The 20,746-nt window shown below is 50.9% G+C and carries 15 protein-coding genes; 7 read left to right on the forward strand and 8 right to left on the reverse strand.

The features are described from left to right. Positions 1-134: 134 nt before the first annotated feature. The 4 genes from LN737_RS20815 (at position 135) to LN737_RS20830 (ending at position 3,502) form a co-directional block, all read left to right on the forward strand. Positions 135-350, forward strand: a complete 216-nt coding sequence (locus LN737_RS20815; RefSeq protein WP_405511742.1) for a hypothetical protein — start codon at positions 135-137, stop codon at positions 348-350. Between the two features lie 142 nt (positions 351-492). Then, positions 493-1,929: a M61 family peptidase gene (locus LN737_RS20820; protein WP_405511743.1), complete on the forward strand. Its 1,437-nt coding sequence runs from the start codon at positions 493-495 to the stop codon at positions 1,927-1,929. Continuing rightward, positions 1,908-2,312 (forward strand): PDZ domain-containing protein, encoded by a 405-nt coding sequence (locus LN737_RS20825; RefSeq protein ID WP_405511744.1) that lies wholly within the window; start codon positions 1,908-1,910, stop codon positions 2,310-2,312. Before LN737_RS20820 ends, LN737_RS20825 begins: the two co-directional genes overlap by 22 nt. 179 nt (positions 2,313-2,491) lie before the next feature. Continuing rightward, complete coding sequence (locus LN737_RS20830) at positions 2,492-3,502, forward strand: cation diffusion facilitator family transporter (RefSeq protein ID WP_405511745.1); 1,011 nt, start codon at positions 2,492-2,494, stop codon at positions 3,500-3,502. A gap of 857 nt (positions 3,503-4,359) precedes the next feature. Here the strand turns inward: LN737_RS20830 and LN737_RS20835 are convergent. Continuing rightward, positions 4,360-5,457: a response regulator gene (locus LN737_RS20835; protein WP_405511746.1), complete on the reverse strand. Its 1,098-nt coding sequence runs from the start codon at positions 5,455-5,457 to the stop codon at positions 4,360-4,362. A 29-nt stretch (positions 5,458-5,486) separates the two neighbouring features. Next, the gene (locus LN737_RS20840; RefSeq protein ID WP_405511747.1) at positions 5,487-7,457 is read right to left on the reverse strand and encodes a histidine kinase dimerization/phospho-acceptor domain-containing protein; all 1,971 of its coding nucleotides are present in this window, start codon (positions 7,455-7,457) and stop codon (positions 5,487-5,489) included. A 253-nt stretch (positions 7,458-7,710) separates the two neighbouring features. Here LN737_RS20840 and LN737_RS20845 point away from each other — a divergent pair, with 253 nt between their 5' ends. From LN737_RS20845 to LN737_RS20855, 3 genes are all read left to right on the forward strand, one after another. Further along, positions 7,711-8,199, forward strand: coding sequence for a serine hydrolase (locus LN737_RS20845; RefSeq protein ID WP_405511748.1), 489 nt, complete (start codon positions 7,711-7,713; stop codon positions 8,197-8,199). Then, entirely contained in the window at positions 8,142-8,942 is an 801-nt protein-coding gene (locus tag LN737_RS20850; RefSeq protein WP_405511749.1) for a serine hydrolase domain-containing protein, read from the forward strand. The genes LN737_RS20845 and LN737_RS20850 overlap by 58 nt, the downstream gene beginning before the upstream one ends. Positions 8,943-9,323: 381 nt before the next feature. Further along, positions 9,324-12,839 (forward strand): WD40/YVTN/BNR-like repeat-containing protein, encoded by a 3,516-nt coding sequence (locus tag LN737_RS20855; protein ID WP_405511750.1) that lies wholly within the window; start codon positions 9,324-9,326, stop codon positions 12,837-12,839. Positions 12,840-13,464: 625 nt separating this feature from the next. Here the strand turns inward: LN737_RS20855 and LN737_RS20860 are convergent. The 6 genes from LN737_RS20860 to LN737_RS20885 all read right to left on the reverse strand — a co-directional run bounded on the left by LN737_RS20860 (position 13,465) and on the right by LN737_RS20885 (position 20,728). Continuing rightward, positions 13,465-13,812 (reverse strand): L-rhamnose mutarotase, encoded by a 348-nt coding sequence (locus LN737_RS20860; RefSeq protein WP_405511751.1) that lies wholly within the window; start codon positions 13,810-13,812, stop codon positions 13,465-13,467. 27 nt (positions 13,813-13,839) lie between these two features. Further along, complete coding sequence (locus LN737_RS20865) at positions 13,840-14,652, reverse strand: sugar phosphate isomerase/epimerase family protein (RefSeq protein ID WP_405511752.1); 813 nt, start codon at positions 14,650-14,652, stop codon at positions 13,840-13,842. After that, the gene (locus LN737_RS20870; protein ID WP_405511753.1) at positions 14,649-15,689 is read right to left on the reverse strand and encodes a zinc-binding alcohol dehydrogenase family protein; all 1,041 of its coding nucleotides are present in this window, start codon (positions 15,687-15,689) and stop codon (positions 14,649-14,651) included. The genes LN737_RS20865 and LN737_RS20870 overlap by 4 nt, the downstream gene beginning before the upstream one ends. Further along, complete coding sequence (locus LN737_RS20875; protein ID WP_405511754.1) at positions 15,682-16,638, reverse strand: aldo/keto reductase; 957 nt, start codon at positions 16,636-16,638, stop codon at positions 15,682-15,684. Before LN737_RS20875 ends, LN737_RS20870 begins: the two co-directional genes overlap by 8 nt. 504 nt (positions 16,639-17,142) lie before the next feature. Continuing rightward, the gene (locus LN737_RS20880; protein WP_405511755.1) at positions 17,143-20,184 is read right to left on the reverse strand and encodes a PD-(D/E)XK nuclease family protein; all 3,042 of its coding nucleotides are present in this window, start codon (positions 20,182-20,184) and stop codon (positions 17,143-17,145) included. A gap of 61 nt (positions 20,185-20,245) precedes the next feature. Then, a complete protein-coding gene (locus tag LN737_RS20885) occupies positions 20,246-20,728 on the reverse strand; it encodes a zeta toxin family protein (RefSeq protein WP_405511756.1) in 483 nt (160 codons plus the stop codon). Between the last annotated feature and the right edge of the window lie 18 nt (positions 20,729-20,746).

The raw sequence follows: 20,746 nt of genomic DNA on the forward strand, positions 1-20,746 counted from the left end.
ACTGGATAGCGGTCTCTACAAACAACACATTTCAAACTATCATATATTCATCAGAACATTTTTCTATAAACTAGTAGTATAAATCGATAGATTTTCGTAGCTTCTCACCGCCGTAACTAAAAACAAGAACAATCATGGAACAACAACATCCAACAGACCCTTCGCAATGGGGTTTTATCAGCCCGGATGGCTTTTTTCAACCAATAAGCTCACTCACTACGCACAATCTGGAACTTGTCAGTAAATCCATGAATGAACTGCAGGCCATGCTTCAGGAAAACATTGACCTGGAGAAATACGAGAAATGCGCCTTCATCCGGGACGAAATCAATAAACGGATGAACGCCTGAATCCTGAATAATCTGCTTTCTTCAAAACCGAACGTATCGTTTTGTGCGGGTTATGAGTTACTGAACAGGCCAATAACCGATTAGTAACCCATACCTGTACTCATGTACGGGGTTGTCGGGCTTTGTTTTTACTTTTGCCGACATGAAAACAACCAGCCTCCTTCTTCTTGCCTGTTTAGTTGGCCGCATCGTTATTGCCCAAACCATTCGGTATGAAGTATCTTTTCCGAATGCTATCCACCACGAAGCCCAGATCAGCCTGACCGTTTCGCAATTACCCGCTCAGGCCGCCATTTTTCGGATGAGCCGCTCATCGCCGGGACGATACGCCACCCATGAATTTGGGAAGAACGTTTACAATGTTCAGGCTTTCGATCAGCAGAATCAGCCACTTACCCTCATCCGGACGGATGGCGACGTATACACAGTGCCGACCCACAAGGGTACCGTCAAACTAAGCTATACGCTCTACGGCAATTATCCCGATGGTACGTATATGGGCATCGACCCGCAGAGCATCCACCTTAACATGCCCGCTACGTTCATGTGGATCAAAGGGTTCGACAAACAACCCATCTCTGTAAAATTCAACCTGCCTGCCGACAATATGGGCGTAGTGGCTACGCAACTGGTTCCTACCTCCGACCGGTTTACTTATACAGCCCCCGGCCTGCAGTACTTCATGGATTCGCCCACCAAAATTGGAAAATTAGCGGTTAAAGAATGGCAACGTACCGGTGCGGATGGCAAGCCCATTACGTTTCGGGTAGCGCTTGAAGCCAATGTCGCGGACACGACGGCCGACGGTTTTGCGAAGAAAATTGCCCGGATTGTCGATCAGGCCAAAGCGGTGTATGGCGAATTTCCGCGGTACGATTACGGCAGTTATACGTTTCTGGCCAGCCTGAACCCATATGTTCGTGGCGATGGCATGGAACACCGAAACTCAACCATGATTGCCGTACCGATTGCCTTCACAGGTCCTGAGCACGTATTGGGCGTGTTTGCGCACGAGTTTTTTCATTGCTGGAACGTCGAACGCATCCGGCCTAAAACGCTGGAGCCGTTTAATTTCGAGAAAAGCAACATGAGCTATGAACTCTGGTTTGCGGAGGGCTTTACTCAATATTACGGGGAGCTACTCCTGACGCGGGCAGGCTTTACGCCCGTTGCTGAGTATACCAACATACTGACGGGCATTGTTTCGGGCAAACAGTTGACACCGGGTGGTACGTATTATTCCCCGATTGACGCCAGTTGTCACGCTGTTTTTGTGGATGCTGGCGTATCCGTTGACCGAACCAACTACGGAAATATGTTTACCTCCTACTATACGTATGGAGCCGCCGTTGCCCTGGCGCTTGACCTGGAGTTACGTCAGCGAAACCTGTCGCTGGATGCGTATATGCAGGCGGTCTGGCAACGCTTTGGAAAAACCGAGCAGCCCTATACGGTTGACGGCTTACAGACTGAACTAGGTAAACTAACTACCCCGATTTTGCCCGGTCGTTTTTCAGTAACTATGTCTACGGCCACGAAGCCATTGATTATGCTTCATTGCTGGCAAAAGCCGGACTGACCATCAAAAAAGCACAGGAAGGAAAAGCCTGGATGGGCAGCGTTCGTTATTCCGAAACGGCAGGTGGGCTGATTCTTACGTCGAACACGATTCGGGATACACCGCTGTACAAAGCCGGACTGGATATTGACGATATGATCACAACGATTGATGGTCAGCCGGTCGCCAGCGTCTCCGCTTTGCAAACGATACTAAGCCAGCACAAACCGGGTGAGGTCATTCAGTTGGCTTATATGCACCGGGGGCAGACCAAAACGGCTTCGGTCACTCTGATTGAGAATCCGGCAATTTCTGTTCAGCTTTACGAAAAAGCAGGCCTTTCGCTCACGCCAGAGATGGAGAAATTCCGAACAAACTGGCTGGGCATGAAAGCGGTAAACTAAAAACACATGCACGTGTACCCTTATTTTTCTGCCAGAATGGTACGCGTAAAGCTCGTGATGTGCCGGCTAGATGGCCCTTAAGACCGTTGGTGGCTCAAAACTTTCGTGGAGTTCGGCTGCCTGCATTCCCCGCCAGAATCCTTACCTTTGCCGCACCAAACCCTATTTTAAGGAGCTTCATGAGTGCCACTCAACAAACAAAATACCGCTGGATGGGCATCTCGCTGGGGTTAAGCATTGTTCTGCTGATTCTCAAATTCACAGCCTATTTCCTAACGTACTCGACGGCTATCCTTTCCGACGCCGTTGAATCCATTGTGAATGTTATTGCCAGTGGGTTTGCGTTCTACAGTATCTACCTTGCCGGTCAGCCTGCCGATCTGAACCACCCATATGGCCACGGCAAAATTGAATTTCTGTCGTCCGGTTTCGAGGGAGCTATGATTCTCTCGGCGGGTTTGGTCATTATCTGGCAGGCTATTCTAAGTTTTTTTGAGCCCAAACCACTCAGCAATCTCGACTGGGGGGTAGCCCTGGTGGGCGTAACGGCGGTTGCCAACGCCTTTGTGGGCTGGATGCTCATCCGGTCGGGACGCCAAACCGACTCCGCAGCGCTGATTGCGGATGGAAAACACCTGCTCACCGATACATTCAGCAGCGTTGTGGTCATGATTGGCGTAGCATTGGTCGCCCTGACCGGAAAACACTGGATCGATAGTACGCTCTCGGTTGGTCTGTCGCTGGTGATCATCTACAACGGATTTCAGATTACCCGCCAGTCGGTTGCCCGGCTCATGGACGAAGCGGATGTGCCAACGATTCATCGGGTTGTGGATTTACTCAAGTCGAAAAAAGATCGCAACTGGATCGACGTACATAACTTACGTGTGCAGAAATACGGGGCCGATCTGCACATCGATTGTCACCTGACGTTGCCGTATTATTGGGAGCTAAGCCAGGTACATGACGAGGTTCATCATTTCGAAGATACGCTTAAAGATGGGTTTCAGGCGGAAGTTGAAATTTTTGTGCATACCGATCCCTGCGAGAAAGCCTGCTGCCACTACTGCCGGGTTGCGAATTGTCCGGTACGTGCCTCGGCCTTTATCCATGACGTCGAATGGACGGCTGAGAATCTACCGCTAAACCAGAAGCATTTTGTACCGCTCATAATGCCGGCTACTACGTAACAACAGGCAGTTTATCTGATCCAACCCCGGCCCCCGCCCTTCGCCACAATCCTCAATGGAGTTAAAGCGAAAGACGGGGGCCTTCAGTATAACCATCTACTTGAGAGTCGATTAACCCAATAGTATTTATCGACAAACCGATTCAACTATTCCGGGAATAGCTTTTGATAACTGTAGAACTGTTTTTTGCCCACTTTGCCAGGCATCTTCATAAGGGAAAATACGATAGAGGAGAAATTTTAATATTTTTAACAAAATAGTTGTATTAAATCTTTTTATTTACCAATTTTGACGCACTTACTACTCAGGCAGAGGAGTATCCATCATTGCTTTTTTCAATTCAGGTTGTATTCAAACAGGAAAGGCTGGCCGCGCTACGACCAGCCTTTTTTATGTACTATGACGAAGGAGTTAGCTTAACGCCTGTTGTTCGTCTTTGATTTACCCGCTGCCAGCCGTCTCTAAATTGGGTGCATTTGCAGAATCGTACATAAATCCTCATCCGCTATATCCAGTGTATCTGCAATTGGCTTTCGCGTGAGTGTCTATACAATCCAGATTTTACCACGTTATACCCCATCATCAGGTCGTTTTAAGTTCAACTTATCAGACCGATAATACAAATCGAGGTGTTTCGGGCTGATAAGTTGAATGCTCCAGGTCTGCCCATAGGTGTATCGTCCTAAAATCACCCGATTGCGCAGACACCATTGAATACCCAGAACAAGACACGAGCTTGCCGATTTTAACCCTGTTTGGGAGCAGCCAGTCGATTTAGATCATGACTGTTATTGAACAAAGGTCTTTACCCGCTTCGGGGTGGGTCCTGTTATTGACTTTACTCCAAATCGGGAACCTCACACCCTCAGCCGAATGGGTGAATACCCATACTGTTCCTGAAACATTTTGGTAAAGTAAGACTGGGAACTATAACCTACCCGCTGCGCCACCTGCGCTACATTGAGTTCCCCGGTTTGTAACAGGTCAACGGCCTTCTCCAACCGTACCTTATTGATAAACCGGGAGGTGCTCATACCAGTTAGGGCGGTTATTTTTCGGTGAAGTTGTGTGCGGCTCATACCCGCCTGCTCAACCAGCCAGTCCACATCCACCGCTTCGTCGGTTAGATGGTTGAGAATTATCGCCCGCAACCGAGCCAAAAACTGTTCTTCCCTGTCCAGTTGTGGGTGGGCTAGCGGCTCAACGGGCCCTTTCTGTAGGCCCGCGGTCAAGTGTCGTTGCCATTGCATACGGGTACGCAGGCAGTTCTTGATTCGCAGAATCAGCTCGACCAAACTAAATGGCTTTTCAACATACTCGTCAGCTCCGGCGCCAAAACCTTGAATGCGGCTTGCGTAGGAGGATTTTGCCGTCAGCAAGACAATGGGAATGTGACTCGTCCGCTCGTCGGCCTTTAGTCGTTCCACCAGTTCATACCCGTCGAGTTCAGCCATCATCACGTCACTAACAATCAGGTCCGGTACCTTTTCCAGAGCCTGTTTTAAGCCAAGACGTCCATTTTCTGCTGTGATGATCTGGTACTGAGCCGAGAGTGCATCGCTCATATAGGTGCGCAGGTCCTCGTTATCTTCGACGATCAGTAGTAAAGGCCGGTTAAGATCCTCCGATAAACCATCGACCGCAACGGCCACCTCAACCGGCTTAGGCTGAAGCAAGGCAGGGGCCGGTTGGCCCATCGGCTCTTTCGCAGGCATCTGGGTAGCTCCACTCGGGCTAAGGGGCAGGCTTAGCGTGAACGTGCTACCCTGGCCCAGGACACTGTCAACGGTGATGGTGCCCCCCAGCCATTCGGTCAATTCTTTCACCAGCGCCAGACCAATCCCCGTACCCGCATATGCCCGGGTTGAGGAGCTATCGACCTGGTGGAAGCGCTCAAAGATCTGTGTCAACTCATCCGCAGCGATACCGATGCCGGTGTCGGCTATGCGCAGCAAAAACTGATGCTCGGCGCTGATCCGACCCGCTACCCGTACCTGGCCGCCTGCGGGGTAAATTTGAGGGCATTGGCTAGTAGATTGTAAGTAATTTTTTCCAGTTTATCGCTGTCGAACCGGTACAGCAACGCACTAGCCTCACCGGGTGGCTCGCCTTGCCAGCTCAGGCTAAGCTGTTTTTGTTCGGCCAGGCCCGCAAACTGGGTGACCACCTGCCCCACAAAAGCGAGCGGATCACCAATGTGCTCATGACGTTCCAGCTTGCCGGCGTCCAGCTTGGCCATGTCCAAGGTTTCGTTAATGAGCCGCATCAACTGCCGGGTATTGCGCCGGGCGGCCTGCAGTTGTCGCTGATCCGACTCAGTAAGCGGAGATTTACTCAACTGTTCGGTTGCATTCAGAATAATGGTCAGCGGGGTCCGTAGCTCGTGGGTAATATTGGTAAAGAAGCGGCTTTTCATCTCGTCGAGTTCACGTAACGTCGCGGCTTCAAACTCCCGGCGAGCCAGCTCCTGCCGAAGGATGCGCCGTCGGTTCCAGCTTTGTATCAGTACCGTTCCCAAGGTTCCGGTCGCCACCAGGACAATAGCCCAGAACCAGCCGGTTTTCCAGAACGGTGGTCGTACCACAAGCGTCAGGCTCGATACGTCCCTGGACCAGCCCCCTGGAACAATGAATCGATTCAGCAGCAGCGTGTAGGTGCCCGCCGACAACTGATACGAAACTGTACCGGTCGCGTCCTCGGTTACGTTCCACTGCTGGTCGTAGCCTTTCAGACGAAACCGGAATGTCCGCGTCACGTCGTCGATGTAGGGAGAAATACGCAGGGTAATCAAATCGCCTTCCTCAACCGTGAGCGTAGGGTGGCCCAGCGAATCGCGCACCAGTTGATGACGTTTGGTAACCTTTTCCAACCGGGTGCCATTGACGATAACATCGAGCAGGTTAAGGGCTGGTAGGGGACGAAGATGCGTTAAATCGTAGGCCAGCAGGGTTTGCTCCGAGCTTACCCACAGTCGGCGGGTTCGGCTGGGTAAGAGATAATTGACCCGTCCCGACAGGCCGCTGAATTCTAACTGCTCCAGCTTTCCCGCCCGGGTGTAACAATAATTTGCGGCCATCGTCCTGAAATAGGTATTCCCTAGCGGATCTTCGTGAAAATCCAGGGCAATCTGGGCCGGATAGAATTTATTGGGCAGCAGTTCCAGCCGGGTTATTTGGCCCGTTGTCGGCTCAATCACATCCACCTCATCGCTTAGTCCGACCAATATGCGGCCATCCTGCCGGGCATGAATACCAATTGCAAACAGATCCTCTGTAGAACTCGCAGTTGTGCCCGATTGCTTTCGATTTGGTGGGCCAAGTTCATCCCGGTAGCGTTTCAGTTGGCGCGAGACAGGGTGGTAGGCATACACCGCTTTGTTGGTCGTGAACCAGATGGTTCCAGAAGGGTCCTGGGTAATCCAGCGGGCGGCTTCATCAGGTTGATCAAATACTTTCTCGACAGCGTATGTACGGGGATTGAAGCGAATCAACCCGCGTCGGCGCAGGGCTATCCACACGGTAGCCTGGGCATCGGCGAAAACGTAATTGCTACGCCACTGGGACAGATACTCCCGAACCAGTCGGGACGAGTCCGGCACCCGTATAATTCGGTCCAACGCAGGATCGATGTACGATAGGGCGCTGCCCCGGCCCAGTTTACACCAGATTCGTCCATCGGGCGAGGGTACCAGGTGAAAATAGTCGTCACCCTGACCCAGCACGGGATCATGATAAACCCGAAATTGTCGACCATCGAATCGGACAATCCCTTCATGGGTGGCGAACCACAGCTTACCCTGGGCGTCTTCAGTAGCCCCCGTAATGTTAAAATTCACGCCAGTTGGTGGGCTGAATCGGTCAACAAACCGGGGCATTACCTGTTGGGCTCCACTGGATAACCCCATACTCATGCCAACCAAAATCCCAACGATTGCACGCGGCAAGACTACGAACATAACGGCGGAAAAGTGTACCTCGAAGCTACAAAGAAGCGGTCAATCAGCCAAATGGAACATACGTACAAAAAATGGAACGATTGTGATAGACCTGGACCTGTCCGCTGGCTCACCTTTGCGTCTTTAGAATAACCTCTGAAAATAGTCTGTTTACTAACCTTTTTATCGGATTGATTGTTATGACCTTTTTTTCTTTTCATCCGTATTTTCGTGGGCTGTAGGGGCTAATTCAAAAGCGCTTGGCACACCGTGTTTGTGGCGCTGGATCACCCCGTTTGGCCTGCTTTGGCTATGTAGTATACTGGTATCCTGTACCGATCACCAGGAACCCGGTTTGAGTTCAGAACGGCGGGTTCAGATAGCTGTTGATAGCGTACGGCGCGTACTGGAAGATAGTCTGGGGCAGTCGGTCCCCTCGATGAACGTGCTGATCCAAACCCCTACCCACACCTATTTCGCTTCGGCGGTTTCACTAGGTCGGCAGCCCCTTACGCCTACTACCTATTTTCGTTTTGCCAGCAATACCAAAAACTTTACGGCCACCGCCATTCTGAAGATGTACCAGGATGGCTGGCTGGATTACCAAGCCCACATCACGGATCTGATTCCGGGACCAATTCGCCTTACGTACCGGACACCCCGGACTGGAATATTCCCAACAAAAGTCAGATCACCATCGAGCAATTGCTCCAGCATAGCGCCGGGGTCTATGATACCGATAACTTCTCGGTTCCCGGTCTGAATGGAGAGAGCTATACCAATTACGTCCAAACCCGGGACTCAACGCACCAGTTCACTACCGAAGAATTGATCAAGCCCCTGATCGATTACCAGTTAAGTTTCTTCGACCCAGGCAAGGGCTACCACTACAGCAACACCGGTTACGCAATCCTGAGCCGCATCATCGAGCGGGTGTACTCGGCGAAGAGTCTGCGGGCCAGAACGTATGCCGATTACCTCTACGACCATGTCACCGGACCGAACACCCGGGTACCCATCCCGGTCTCGTTTCCCTACCAGGCAGATGACCAGTTGCTGCCCCAGCCCAGCGTGGCCAGCCTGATCAGACGGTCGTCCAAATGGGGCGTAGGCTTTGGCCCGGTGAATATGAGCGCCCACGTAGCAGAGGGGAATGGGTATGGCACGATGGCCGCCTTGAATACGTACATCCGCTCGCTGATGCGAGGAGAGAACGTCCTCACCAAACAAACCGTGCAGTTGATGCAAACCGACGTCAATCCGTACTTTAAACAGTATAGCTTAGGCACCGATCAATTCATTAACCTGGGGTATGGCCACAACGGGGCCATTGCGGGCTATCTGTCGGTGATGACCTACGATCCGGCTACGGACGTATCGGTGGTGGCGATGCTGCCGCTGTGGGACTTTCCGAATGGACAGATCGCCCCTGAAACCTGTTTTCGGCACATGTATTACGCGGCTTACGCGGCTAAAGGCGCCCTGGGCTACCCCATCAGCCGATAAAAGCGATACTGCTCAATTGAAATTTATGGGACGTAGTGGTGTGGGGTACTCATGCCCCACACCACTACGTCAATGACCCTCTGGTAAAAATTGGTCCCAATCTATCAGCCGTCAATAGCTGACGGCTGGCTTCAAACTTCACGTGCTATGAACCCAATTCTTCCTTCTCAATGTCAGGTAGGTCTACCCTTCTGGAAAATACTAGCTATTCAACTCAGACATTGTCTACCTGGGATTTTCTGCCTACAGCTACTAATCAGCCCGCTATATTCTCTAGCCCAAGACGGCCCCGTCTGTTTTGATTATACCTTACGTACGCCAGAAAATGCAGATTTTATCGATGCTGTCAGAGGGGTAACGGTCGTCGGAAACGACATTTATGTGCCTACTGGCAGTGGATTAAGTAGAGCAACCCTTGGAGGCAGGGACTTCTACAACATAGACCTCAAGGCAGCTAAGGTAGTCGCAGCGGGTAACCGGCTTTATTCTCTTGTTTATCCTGACGGACATATAAAAGTCTCTACCGATCAGGGCCAGACCTGGAGCGTTACGTATTCAATATTTCCTGCCTTTGGTAGGAACCTGGTGGAGTCTTTTAATTATTATGATATAAAAGCTGACCCTGTTTTTAATCGTATTTATGGACTATCCATTGAAAGTGACCTTATAGGTGGTTCAATATATGTCTATGATGGAACAGGTAATTTTAACATCCTGCGGGGATTTGATGAAGCGGTTCGTAATGGGCCCTACACACTCGGTACTGTCTCCCCATCTACATTAGCTGTATCGGGAAATACAATCCTTGCGGGTGCTACAATAACCTCAACAATTCCGCCGATCATCCGGGGTACGGGTTACATAAAGGTTGGTACTCGTTATGGATTGCTGATCTCGAAAGACGGAGGTCAAAGTTTTACGACAACCGACTTGTACTACGCAAATGGCGTCAAGCTCGATATAGGTGCAACGATCAGCGCTATCTGTATTAACCCGACAAATGGTCACTATTACGTAGGGACTGCTAGTGGTCTTTTTATGTCAAGCGATTATGGGAGCAGCTTTCAGTTGGTGGATACTTCCAATTGGCCAAGTAATTTGATAAAGGCTGTCTATGCCCAAGGAAACACCGTTTATGTAGGTACCGATAACGGATTGTTCATTTCAGACGACGGGGCGAAAACGTTCCAGAGAGCACTTCGCTTTAATGATACTGATATTCAGCAGATTACGGTAGCCAATGGGCGGCTTTGGGTGGCTTACCAAGGGATTTACGGTGGCAATGGGGGAATTGGCTTCTGTCCCCCCTGTTCTCCCATAACCATTATAGGACAGCCCGCTAATCAAGCCGCCTGCTCGGCCAACAACAACGGGCTTCAGTATACCGTGCAAGCGGAAAGCAACGGTAATCCATTAACGTTTGTAACGTATGATTGGGAATTTAACGATAATGATGGGAATGGCTGGATTTCTTTAAGTAAATACGCTAATCTATATCCGGGTTATAATACCGCTACGTTGACCACCAACGGCATTGAGACGCCCGGCCGTCAATACCGGGTGAACATTAATAACGGTTGTAACTATTCTCAACCCGCTACGTTCACGCTTTCTGCGCCAAGCATCATTACCCAGCCCATCAGCCAAACCGCCTGCGATGGTAATAGGCTTCAGTATGAAGTGAAAGCGGACGGTAACGGTAGCCCATTAACGTATGAGTGGGAGATTAACGATAATGATGGGAAGGGCTGGATTTCCTTGAGTGAACAGGCTAATCAATATCCGAGTTATAATACCGCTACGTTGACGAGCAGTGGGGTTGAACCCAATGGTCGTCAGTACCGGGTGAAGATCAATAACGGGTCCTGCACGGTCTATTCCGAACCCGCTACGTTCACACGCACACCGGGTCCCCGTATTGTTGCCCAGCCAATAAGTCAAACCGCCTGCTCGAGCAAGGGACTCCAGTATGAAGTGAAGGTGGATGGGGATGCACTTGGGTATTTATGGGAATATAACGATGGCCAGGGTTGGATTCCCTTAGGTTCAGGTGATGGCTTGTATTCGGGCTACGACACCGCTACGTTGACCACCAATGGCGATGAACCGGATGGCCGGCAATACCGGGTTTTCATCCGGTATACTTGTAATGTAGAGCCCTCTCAACCCGCTACGTTTACGCGTGCACCGCGCACCAGCATCATTGCCCAGCCTACCAGTCGAACCGCCTGCTCAGGTAAAGGACTTCAATATACCGTGAACGTGGAGGGTTATAAATTATCGTACGATTGGGAATACAGCGATGGAGGGGCCTGGGCCTCTCTAAGCTTTGATGGTGGTGTATATCCGGGTTATAATACCAACACCTTGACTACCAATGGCGATGAACCGAATGGTCGACGATACCGGGTAAAAATCTCGAACGATTGTGGCACTGATTATTCCGAATCCGTCACCTTCACTCAGGCCCAGTGTACCCTTACACTGACAAACTTTTCGGCCGCCCCTAAGTCGGTAGTAACGAATCAGCTGATTGCGTTCACCGCTACGGTAGGGAACGCGACGGGCCCCTACAACTACACACTCACCAATGGAGCCGGAAGCACTCAGACCGGTACGGCCAGCGGTTCGGGGTTCAGCCAGCGCCTGACTGCGCAGGGAACCGGCCTCCAGACTTACACGCTCACGATCGGTGATTCCCCCTACTCGGTCACCAGTACGGTACCAGTTACGGTTGTGTCCTTTGCCATCAGTGGTTTAAAGGCTTCCGCGAATCCCGTACAAGCAGGTCAGTCGGTCGAGTTTACGGCTACGTTGGATGGATTAACGAACAATGACCTTTACAGCTACACGCTCACTAATGGACAGCATCAACCGCTACTGGGTGACTTCAGTGGAACCTTCTTCCAGGAAAGTGTGACGGCTCAGGGCATCGGCTCCCAGACGTACGTGCTTACCGTGAGTACGGCTAGCAAGGGAACGGCTACGGCCATGGTATCGGTCACGGTTACCGGAGAAAGTGTTGGTCAGGAGCGTTTTGCTCTGAGGGGCGCAGAGCTGGTCGACTGCCAGTTGGAAGATTCCCGGTTCAGTAAGCGGTATAAAGTCAGTTTGCAGCCCCGGTACGTGGGCCAGGACCCTGCCCGGCCGATCAGTTTTTCCGTGGTGGGTGAGTTGAGTCCGACGGCCACCCCGGGGCCCTACACCCTGCACTTGTGGGGCGACAACCCGGTCATCAGACTGGTGGCCCAGCAGGGCAACGCCCAGACCCAGTACGCCTATAACTGGCAAAACGATTGCCCCATTTTACCCACGGGTTTTGCCCTGACAGGGGCAAGGGTAATCAACTGTCAAGTAGACGAGACCGGCTTCAGCCAGCGGTATAAAGTCAGTTTGCAGCCCCAGTACGTGGGCCAGGACCCTGCCCGGCCGATCAGTTTTTCCGTGGTGGGCGAGTTAAGCCCGACCACCACTCCGGGGCCCTACACGCTGCACTTGTGGGGCGACAACCCGGTCATCAGACTGGTGGCCCAGCAGGGCAACGCCCAGACCCAGTACGCCTATAATTGGCTGGCCAGCTGTCAGATCGCTGCCAGCGCCCGGCGGGCCGTTGCTGAGGAGATCAGTACCGGTATGCAGGTCAGACTATTAGGCAACCCTATTACTAACCATCAACTCAACGTGGAAATCAAGGGTGTGGAAGGCCAGCCCGTGTACGTGACACTCACTGATCTTGGCGGACGGCATTTGGCAAGTGAACGCATCGAACGATCCGACATAGTTGAGGTCTTTACTCTAAGAACCAACCCAACCTGGGGTAATGTGCTACTGCTGAAGGTTCGCGTTGTGTCGCCAACCGGATCTCATCAGCAAATCGTGAAGGTTATTCAGGACTAACAAGGTAGGCGTTTATATAAACTGGCTTGTGAAGGTCTCATTCCTTTGTGTTAAAGGGAAACAGGTTGTCTTTTGGCGGGAAAAGCTGACAACCTCTTTCCCTTTAACACAAGTCAAAAGTCGTCCAGAAAATAGGATAATGTAAACGCAAAATCACCCCTAACAGGCTATAAATTAATCGTTTACAAGAATATCTGATCCAATTCAAAACGTCCTCGAAAACCTCCGGTGATCTCAGAAAATGCTCTAACATACCTATCCAGCCAGCTAGCAAATAAAAAGGGTTGAATCGCGTATGCCTTGTTTAGGAGTATAAAAGCTGTCAGGTACATAGTATGTACCTGACAGCCGTTTCGTGTACATTTTTTGATCACAATTGTCCATGAATCGATTTCAAGACGAACCTCCTTTCAATAAGCTACACCTGCTACCGCCTGCGCGTGAACTCGTTGAAACCATACCGTTCCTACGCCAGGAAAGCCGATCAGTTTCAGCATTAGCTGAAAGGCGGAGCTGATTGTTACCTAATCCGACTAGCTTAAATAATGCGCTGCTACAAAAAGAAGCCAAAGCCTCCTCGGAAATCGAAAACATTGCCAACCAGCAAGCTCATCCCGAATCGTGGTTACTCCGCTCTTTCAAACTGAAAAATCTGGTCCATCAACACCCATTTTTGCCCCTCTTCTGCCCAGGGCAACGCTTGTTGATAGGTCCACATCAGCCGCTCCCACTCCTGTACGTGCGGACTTTTCGCATCAAGGTCCCGTTTTTTCTCGAACGTAAACTGATCATCTGTTTCCAGAATCATAACCATTCGGTTACCCGTTCGATAGATCTGAAGATCCTGAATCCCTGCTTTCAAATCGTTTGCCCGCACGTCCGGCCAGCCATTCCCTTGGGCATGCCATCGTTCATATTCGGCGATCAATGCCGGATCATCTTTCAGATCGAGCATCAGACAAAATCGTTGCATAGCGTTGGTGAACGTTTAAACAGGTCGTTACCTGAAATAGGTTTTAAAGGACTGAATAGTTTGTTGAGCTGCCTGATCGGAATCGGGGTACGGAAACGCTTCGGCTGAAATATAACCGGTATACCCAATCTCACGGAGGGCTGCCGCTACTTCATCCATGGCCGTGTGACCCAGGCCCATAGCTCGTCGGTTGCTATCGGCGAAGTGTACGTGACCGATGTAGGAGCCAGCGGCACGAATACTCTCCGGTAAAGAACGCTCTTCCAGGTTCATGTGAAACAGATCCGCCAGTAAGGCCACCCGCTTTGTAGGCAGTGAACGAAGAAAGTCAACCCCCGTTTTGAGGTCGTTAATTAGGTTCGTTTCATATCGATTCAGCGGTTCATAAATCAACCCTACCCCCTGCTGCTCGGCTTGCTCACCGAGCGTAATTAACCCATCGGCTAGCCACTGCAGGGCCTGCGCTTTCGCTACGCCCGGTGCTACGTTACCCTGCATAGAGCCGATGATGGCCGGAGCGCCGACAGTTGCCCCGAACGAAATCATAGCGGCAATGAAGGCTACGGCTCGGGCTCGAATCTGGGGATCAGGGTCGGTCAGCGTTAAGCCATGTAGTACTTTTCCTGCTCCAGTGCCGACAGCCGCTACGCCCAGGTTAAATCGACTCGTTAACTCAATTAACCGGCTGGCACTGATCGTATCGGCAGCGGGTGTGAATAGCTCAACGGCGTCGAAACCCAGGTCTATCGCTTTAGCCATACTCACTTCCAGGTCATCCCAGTAAATCCAGGGACCCGTCCTGATAGCGGGAACCAGCGCAATGGTTACACAGGATTTCATGAAGTCGGCAGGGTATCAAAATTGACCATAATTTTTGTAATCGGTCCTGGGTTGGCCGACCAGTCAGCCAGAGCAGCCCCGGCTTCATCCAGTGAGACGACCCGACTAATAACCGCATCGACCGGAAATTTGCCCGCTTCCAGGTAATCAATCACCTCCGGGAATTCACCCAGGCAATTGCGGGAGCCTAGAATTTCAATCTCTTTTCGCACGAACGTACCCGTATTGTAGTCAACGGGTTTTTTAGCATAGCCAATATAAACCACGCGTCCTGTGTAGGCCACCTCGTCGACGGCCGCCCGGTACGTGGCCGGATGACCGACGGCTTCGATAATCACATCGGGACCGTCCCCATTGGTGATTTCCATCAGGGCGTCGTGCAAATCAACTCGGGTTGTGTTGATGGTATGCGCGGCCCCGGCTAGACTAGCCGTTCGCATTTTGCTATCGTCAATGTCGATAGCAATTACCTGGGCGCCCCGATGAACAGCAGCTGCTACTGCCCCCATGCCTACGATACCACATCCGATAACGGCCACTTTTTCGTCCGCTACGACGCGGCCCCGGCTTACCGCGTGAAACCCCACCGTCAGTGGCTCAACCAGGGCTAGTTCCCGGTCGGATAAGGAAGAGGAACTGTGCAATTTTTGCCAGGGTACGCTGATCAAACGGGTCATGGCTCCGGGTCGGCGAACGCCCATGGTTTTGTTATCCTGACAGGCATTTGGCCGCCCTTTGCGGCAGGAAAGGCAAACCCCACAATTCAGATACGGATTCAAGGTAACAAGCATACCGGGCTGGAACTGACCCGGCACCTGGCTACCCGTTTCTAATACGGTAGCGCCCACCTCGTGGCCAAGTACGTTCGGGTATTCCTGTAACTCGAAAAGGCCCCGAAACCCGTTGAGATCACCCCCGCAGAAACCAACTTTATTTACCTGTAACAAGACTTCCTCTGGGCCGATAGTGGGTCGGTCAATCTCGCGTATTTCGGTTTTCCCCGGTTTAACCAAGACCAGAGCCGGTTGTTTACTCATGTTGACCGTTCGTTTTAGGAATATTGTTTTCTGGTTTGCCATCAAACCACATCTGATTTTTTACCGGAGCAACCAGCGTCTCGATGCGTTCAAGTAATTCATCGGGAACACTGATTTGCAGCGCCTTCAGGTTCTTCTCTACCTGACGGGTCTCCGACATGCCGACGATGGTGGTCGCAATCACCGGATGACGGACAGCATAGTTCAACGCTACGTCGCTCAGTGCCAACCCGTATTCACGGCACAGAGCAATCAGGCTGGGCTGTATAGCTTTCACTGCCGGAGGAGAGCTTTGCCAGGATGGAATAGGAGCATCCGACAAAATCCGTTGCATCAGCGGAGCTGCATTCATCAGCCCAAATCCTTTTTCTATCGAAAGTGGCACTAGTTCGTCATTGATTTCATCTTCCAGCAACGTATAATGGCCCCAGGATAACACCGTATCGACCTCCACTTGCCGGGCAATCTGGGCTAGATAGCGTACCGGAAGCCCTGAAAATCCGACATAACGGGCTTTGCCCATCTCTTTGACCGCCAGGGCTGCGGGAATAGCCTCGGTCAACACTTGTTGTCGATCCCCAAACTCGATGTCGTGGACGGTCAACAGGTCTACATAATCGACATGTAACCGCTCCAGCGACTCGTCAATGCTTCGCAGCACCCGATCGTAGGAGAAATCGAATACGCCATTTCCATACCGACAGCACTTTGTGGCTAGAAAAACGGCATTACGTTTGTGCTTAAGTGCTTTTCCCAGCCGCTTTTCGGCCAGTGTATCGCCGTAAAAGGGGGCTACGTCAAAAAAATTAATACCGTGGTCGATAGCGAGATGGACGGTTCGTATACTTTCCTGCTCGGATACCTCATTAAACACATTCCCTAATGGAGACGCTCCGAAACTCAACTGTGATACGATTAGGTCGGTGTTTCCTAGTTGACAATACTGCATTGATTGATTTATAAACAAAAACCTGTATGGCCCTACCCTATTCGGTTAGCCTTATAAAGGGGGGCATCAGGCACAACTTACTCAGGTGGACCGATTTTGGATACGAACTTATTTCAAGAAAGCGGTGGCCCCGATCATTTTCCGGCTGCGCACAGGGCGAAATAATTATAGTCATTAATCAATGCTGGTTAAACTACAGATCCAACTGGCTAATCCTTTAATATAGATGAATTTATTCGGGAGCCGTATGCTCCGGATAAAAATGGGCAAACCATGCATTGTAGTTACCACACTATCCTACCCTGCTGATATTCCTTTATTAAAGCTTATGATGGAAGGCCTACCTATATCGTCCGGTAAGTTTAACTTAAAACGAGCTGATGAAGAGGACTATCTAATTAAGGTCAGCACTGGTATAAAAATTCACACAGGCGCAATTGCTAGACGTACGGATTTAACAGGTGAGGATTTATGTACGATTCTGCACATATACCCTAAATTACGTTAGCGCCCGCAAATCCCTTTAAAATCGCAGTATTGGCAGGTTTCGAGCTGATCGGTTTTCCTGAACGGTTCGTTGGGGTCGAGGATACGGCGAATCAATTGCTGGAGTATTTCTTCAGAATCGTGGATATACTGCGCCGGATCGTCGTTGTCACCGAAGCGTACCGGATTTGATTTGAAACCACCCGCTATATCCCGGAACGAATAAAAGCCTGCTTCAACCGGCAACCCGGCAGCCGGAAAAATATCCCGCTTAGCTCGGTCGCGGGGGAGACCGCCATAATCACGAATGTTTTTGAGGGTAAGATATCGATACAGCCACAGTTGCCGCATCTTATCTTCTTTCCCGTCGTATAGCAGTTTTTCCGATAAGTCGTCGGGCGTTTTGTCTGACAACTTAACCTGTCCCGTTTTGTAATCGACGATACGTATCTGATTGTCAAATTTCTCGATCCGGTCAATCTTCCCGGCGATACGTACCCGGATGGTTTTGTGGCCGTCGAGCGGTACGTCCAGCGTCGTATCCAGCGTTTGCTCCGTTCCGATCACGAGTAAACCCGGCAGTGCATTCTGCTGCCGCTGAAAGTCGAGCATCAGTTTCTGCGCCAGCTCGTAGAGCAACAGGTTCATCCCCGACTCGATAACGCGGCCCTTCATCGATTTTATAAACTCTTCCTCAAGCAGGTTTTTGATGATCGTTTCATCAATTGGTAGCCCCAAGAGCCGATAATCCGTATCGAGCAGCTCCATTACCTTGTGTAGCCAGCTTCCGAACTCGGCTGCACCCATTTTCTCTTCGATATCTTCTTCCTCGCTGATATCGACCACCCGGCTGAAATAGAAGCGCATGGAGCAGCTTACGAACTGGTTCAGATATGACGGATACAAGCCTCTGGTTGTCAGCAACTTGATCAATTTAGCCCGGATAATCTGCGTTTTAGGCACATGCAATCCAGTCAGGTCGGCTACTTTGCTGGTTCCGGTTTGACCAAACCGAACAGTGGGGTAACTTATCCGAATGAGGCCATTTGCCTGAGGCACCAATTCATGTTCAATCTGCCGGATAAACCGACTTCGCTCACCCTTACTATTCCCATACGCATCGGTCGACGTAGTATACAGCAGCACAACGTCGGTGGCGCGTTGCAGAAGCCGGTAGAAATGGTAAGCCATTACGGCTTCCTGCTCCCGGTACGTCGGCAGTTTCAATTCAGCCGCTATATCAAAGGGAATCAGCGAGTTTAGCCGTCTCGACTGCGGCAATACGCCTTCATTAACCGATAGTATTATAACGCGTTCGAAATCCAGAGCCCGCGTTTCGAGCATCCCCATAATCTGTAGCTGGCTCTTGCCCTCACTGGTGAAGGGAATGCTCGTTTGCCGAATCAATTCGTACAGAAACTGCCGAAAACTACGTACCGTGACAGCCGGGGGCGCTGTCGGGTTTGAAACGGAGAATTCCTCACTCCTACCTCCATGCCCGGCGTTTACTGCTCCTACGCTTCCGGTTTCCTGCCGTTCGAGCGTCGCTTCGAGCTGACGAAGCAGGGTATAAAATAAATACAAATATTCGATTTCGATGGCATCCTGACTGGTACGGTACACATCGCGCAGCAACTCAATCAGATTGTAGAACGTCCGAATGGCCATCATCGGGTTTTCGTCGGGCCAGCGCGAAAAAAGTACCTGAATAAGTGGGTCATTCTGACCTAATTCCTGAATTTCCGTTTCAGTCATATAGACCCGCTGCTCCTGCACAATTACTTTGGCAATCCACTGAAACAGCGGCTCGGGGGGTAAAATCTCGCCTGATTCGAGGACCGTGCCCGGCCATTGTAGCCCCCGGATTCGCTCATATTGTTTCACAAACGGATGGTTGAGCACTTTCACGACGTGGCGATGATGGAATTTCGGAATCTTCAGATCGCGCCCATCTTTCGTACGGAATTCGTGTACGGTCCGCTGCATTTCAAACAACGTATCGACCAGCGTAAACAGCAGTGACGAACGTAGCGATAGCCCCATCGTTACGTTGAGATCGGTTACGCTTTCGTCGAGCGCATACAGCACGGGCACCAGCAATGTCTCATCGGCGAGGACAATGGCCGTTTTGGGCCGTCGAGAGTTTCCTGCTCCCTGCCATTCCTCGTAAATCTTACCGGCAACTTTCGCCTGCATACTGGCGTTGGCAACCCCGACAACCCGGACATTTTTCTCGGTACCCGTCAGATTGTTTGAGAGTTGGTTCAGGTCTTCACGGTTCTGTCTGGAAAAAAACCAGCCATCATCCCGGTATCGACGCAGGAATTCACCGGCTTCCTGCCGTTTGTCATTGATGTAATACTGATCGGCATCCCAAACCAGTTCGGCTTTTTGAGCTTCGACCAACACGCGTATGATCTGCTCTTCGGCGCGGCTGAGTGCATTAAATCCAACGAAATAAATTCGTTCATAAGCCAGATTATCACGTATCAGCGACTCAACATTCTGGGCCAGCAGCCGGTAGGCCATCCCTCGATAGGCCAGTCCCTGTTCGCTCAGTCGCTGGTGCAGGGCATTATAAGCCGAATGCAGGTTCTCGAAAAGCTTGAAATAGCGTGACGTACCGGGCGTTTCGACAATCGGTTTGGCCGACGATGGTCGATCTACCTCCCAGCGTTCAATCGCTTTGGCAGCTGTCAGATAGCTAAATAATTCACCGGTATTAACCAGATACTGATCGATCCGGTCGAAATCGGCCAGCAGCACCGACGCCCACCCGATAAACTGCTCGAATTCTACCAGCGGGTCAATCGCCTTAAACACATCGTAGAGCTCGAACAGTAGGCTAACCGAGTCAATCAACTGCACGTCGGCAGCCTGCGTAATAAAGTCATCGACGGCCAGGGCATGTGGCGCAATGAACGGACGGTCGGAAAGGGCGGCCAGTTCGTCCAGAAAAACCGATACCGCCCGACGGGTTGGCAAAATCACCCAAACGTCGCTCAGGCTGGGACCATGAGCTTCGAAAATACGTTGGGCCGTTTGTTGAAGAAAAGTCAATCGTTGTTACGTTAATCGTTAGCCAAATTTAGCACATCCTTACCACACTATCGCCTATTGGCTAGTAACTGTAGTGATGAATGAATTCCCCGATCTGTCTGAGATAAGTTTCGTTGGTTTCTGCTCGTTGACGGGCTAATGCGCCAAGTGCAATACATTGTTCATGATAAAACGACTTCGTAAAGATAGGTTGACGGAGCCGCTCGAATCCAGCAACAAAATCAGTAGACTGAGGCTGGTCACCAGCCGTATCAAGACCAATCTGTAATTGGCCATCGGTCTGACGAGTATAAACTACAATTCGGTCGAAAAGCATTTCCGCATTCGCTTTGGCCAGATTGACCGGGCTTTGCTGATACGCTTCATCGTGAACGTCAATCGGCGAAAAACGGCCAACGCCAGTACGTTGTTTATCGCCTTCGAACCGTTGAAATACACCCAGCAAACTATCTTCACGCGAAACAGACAGAACATAAGCTTCGCACCGAAAACCGACTTGTTTTATGGCAGTAGCCGTTCGCTGGATCACGTCAAAGGAACGCATAGTCCCTTCAATGATAAA

The sequence above is a fragment of the Spirosoma sp. KNUC1025 genome (assembly GCF_045160025.1).
Lineage (GTDB): Bacteria > Bacteroidota > Bacteroidia > Cytophagales > Spirosomataceae > Spirosoma.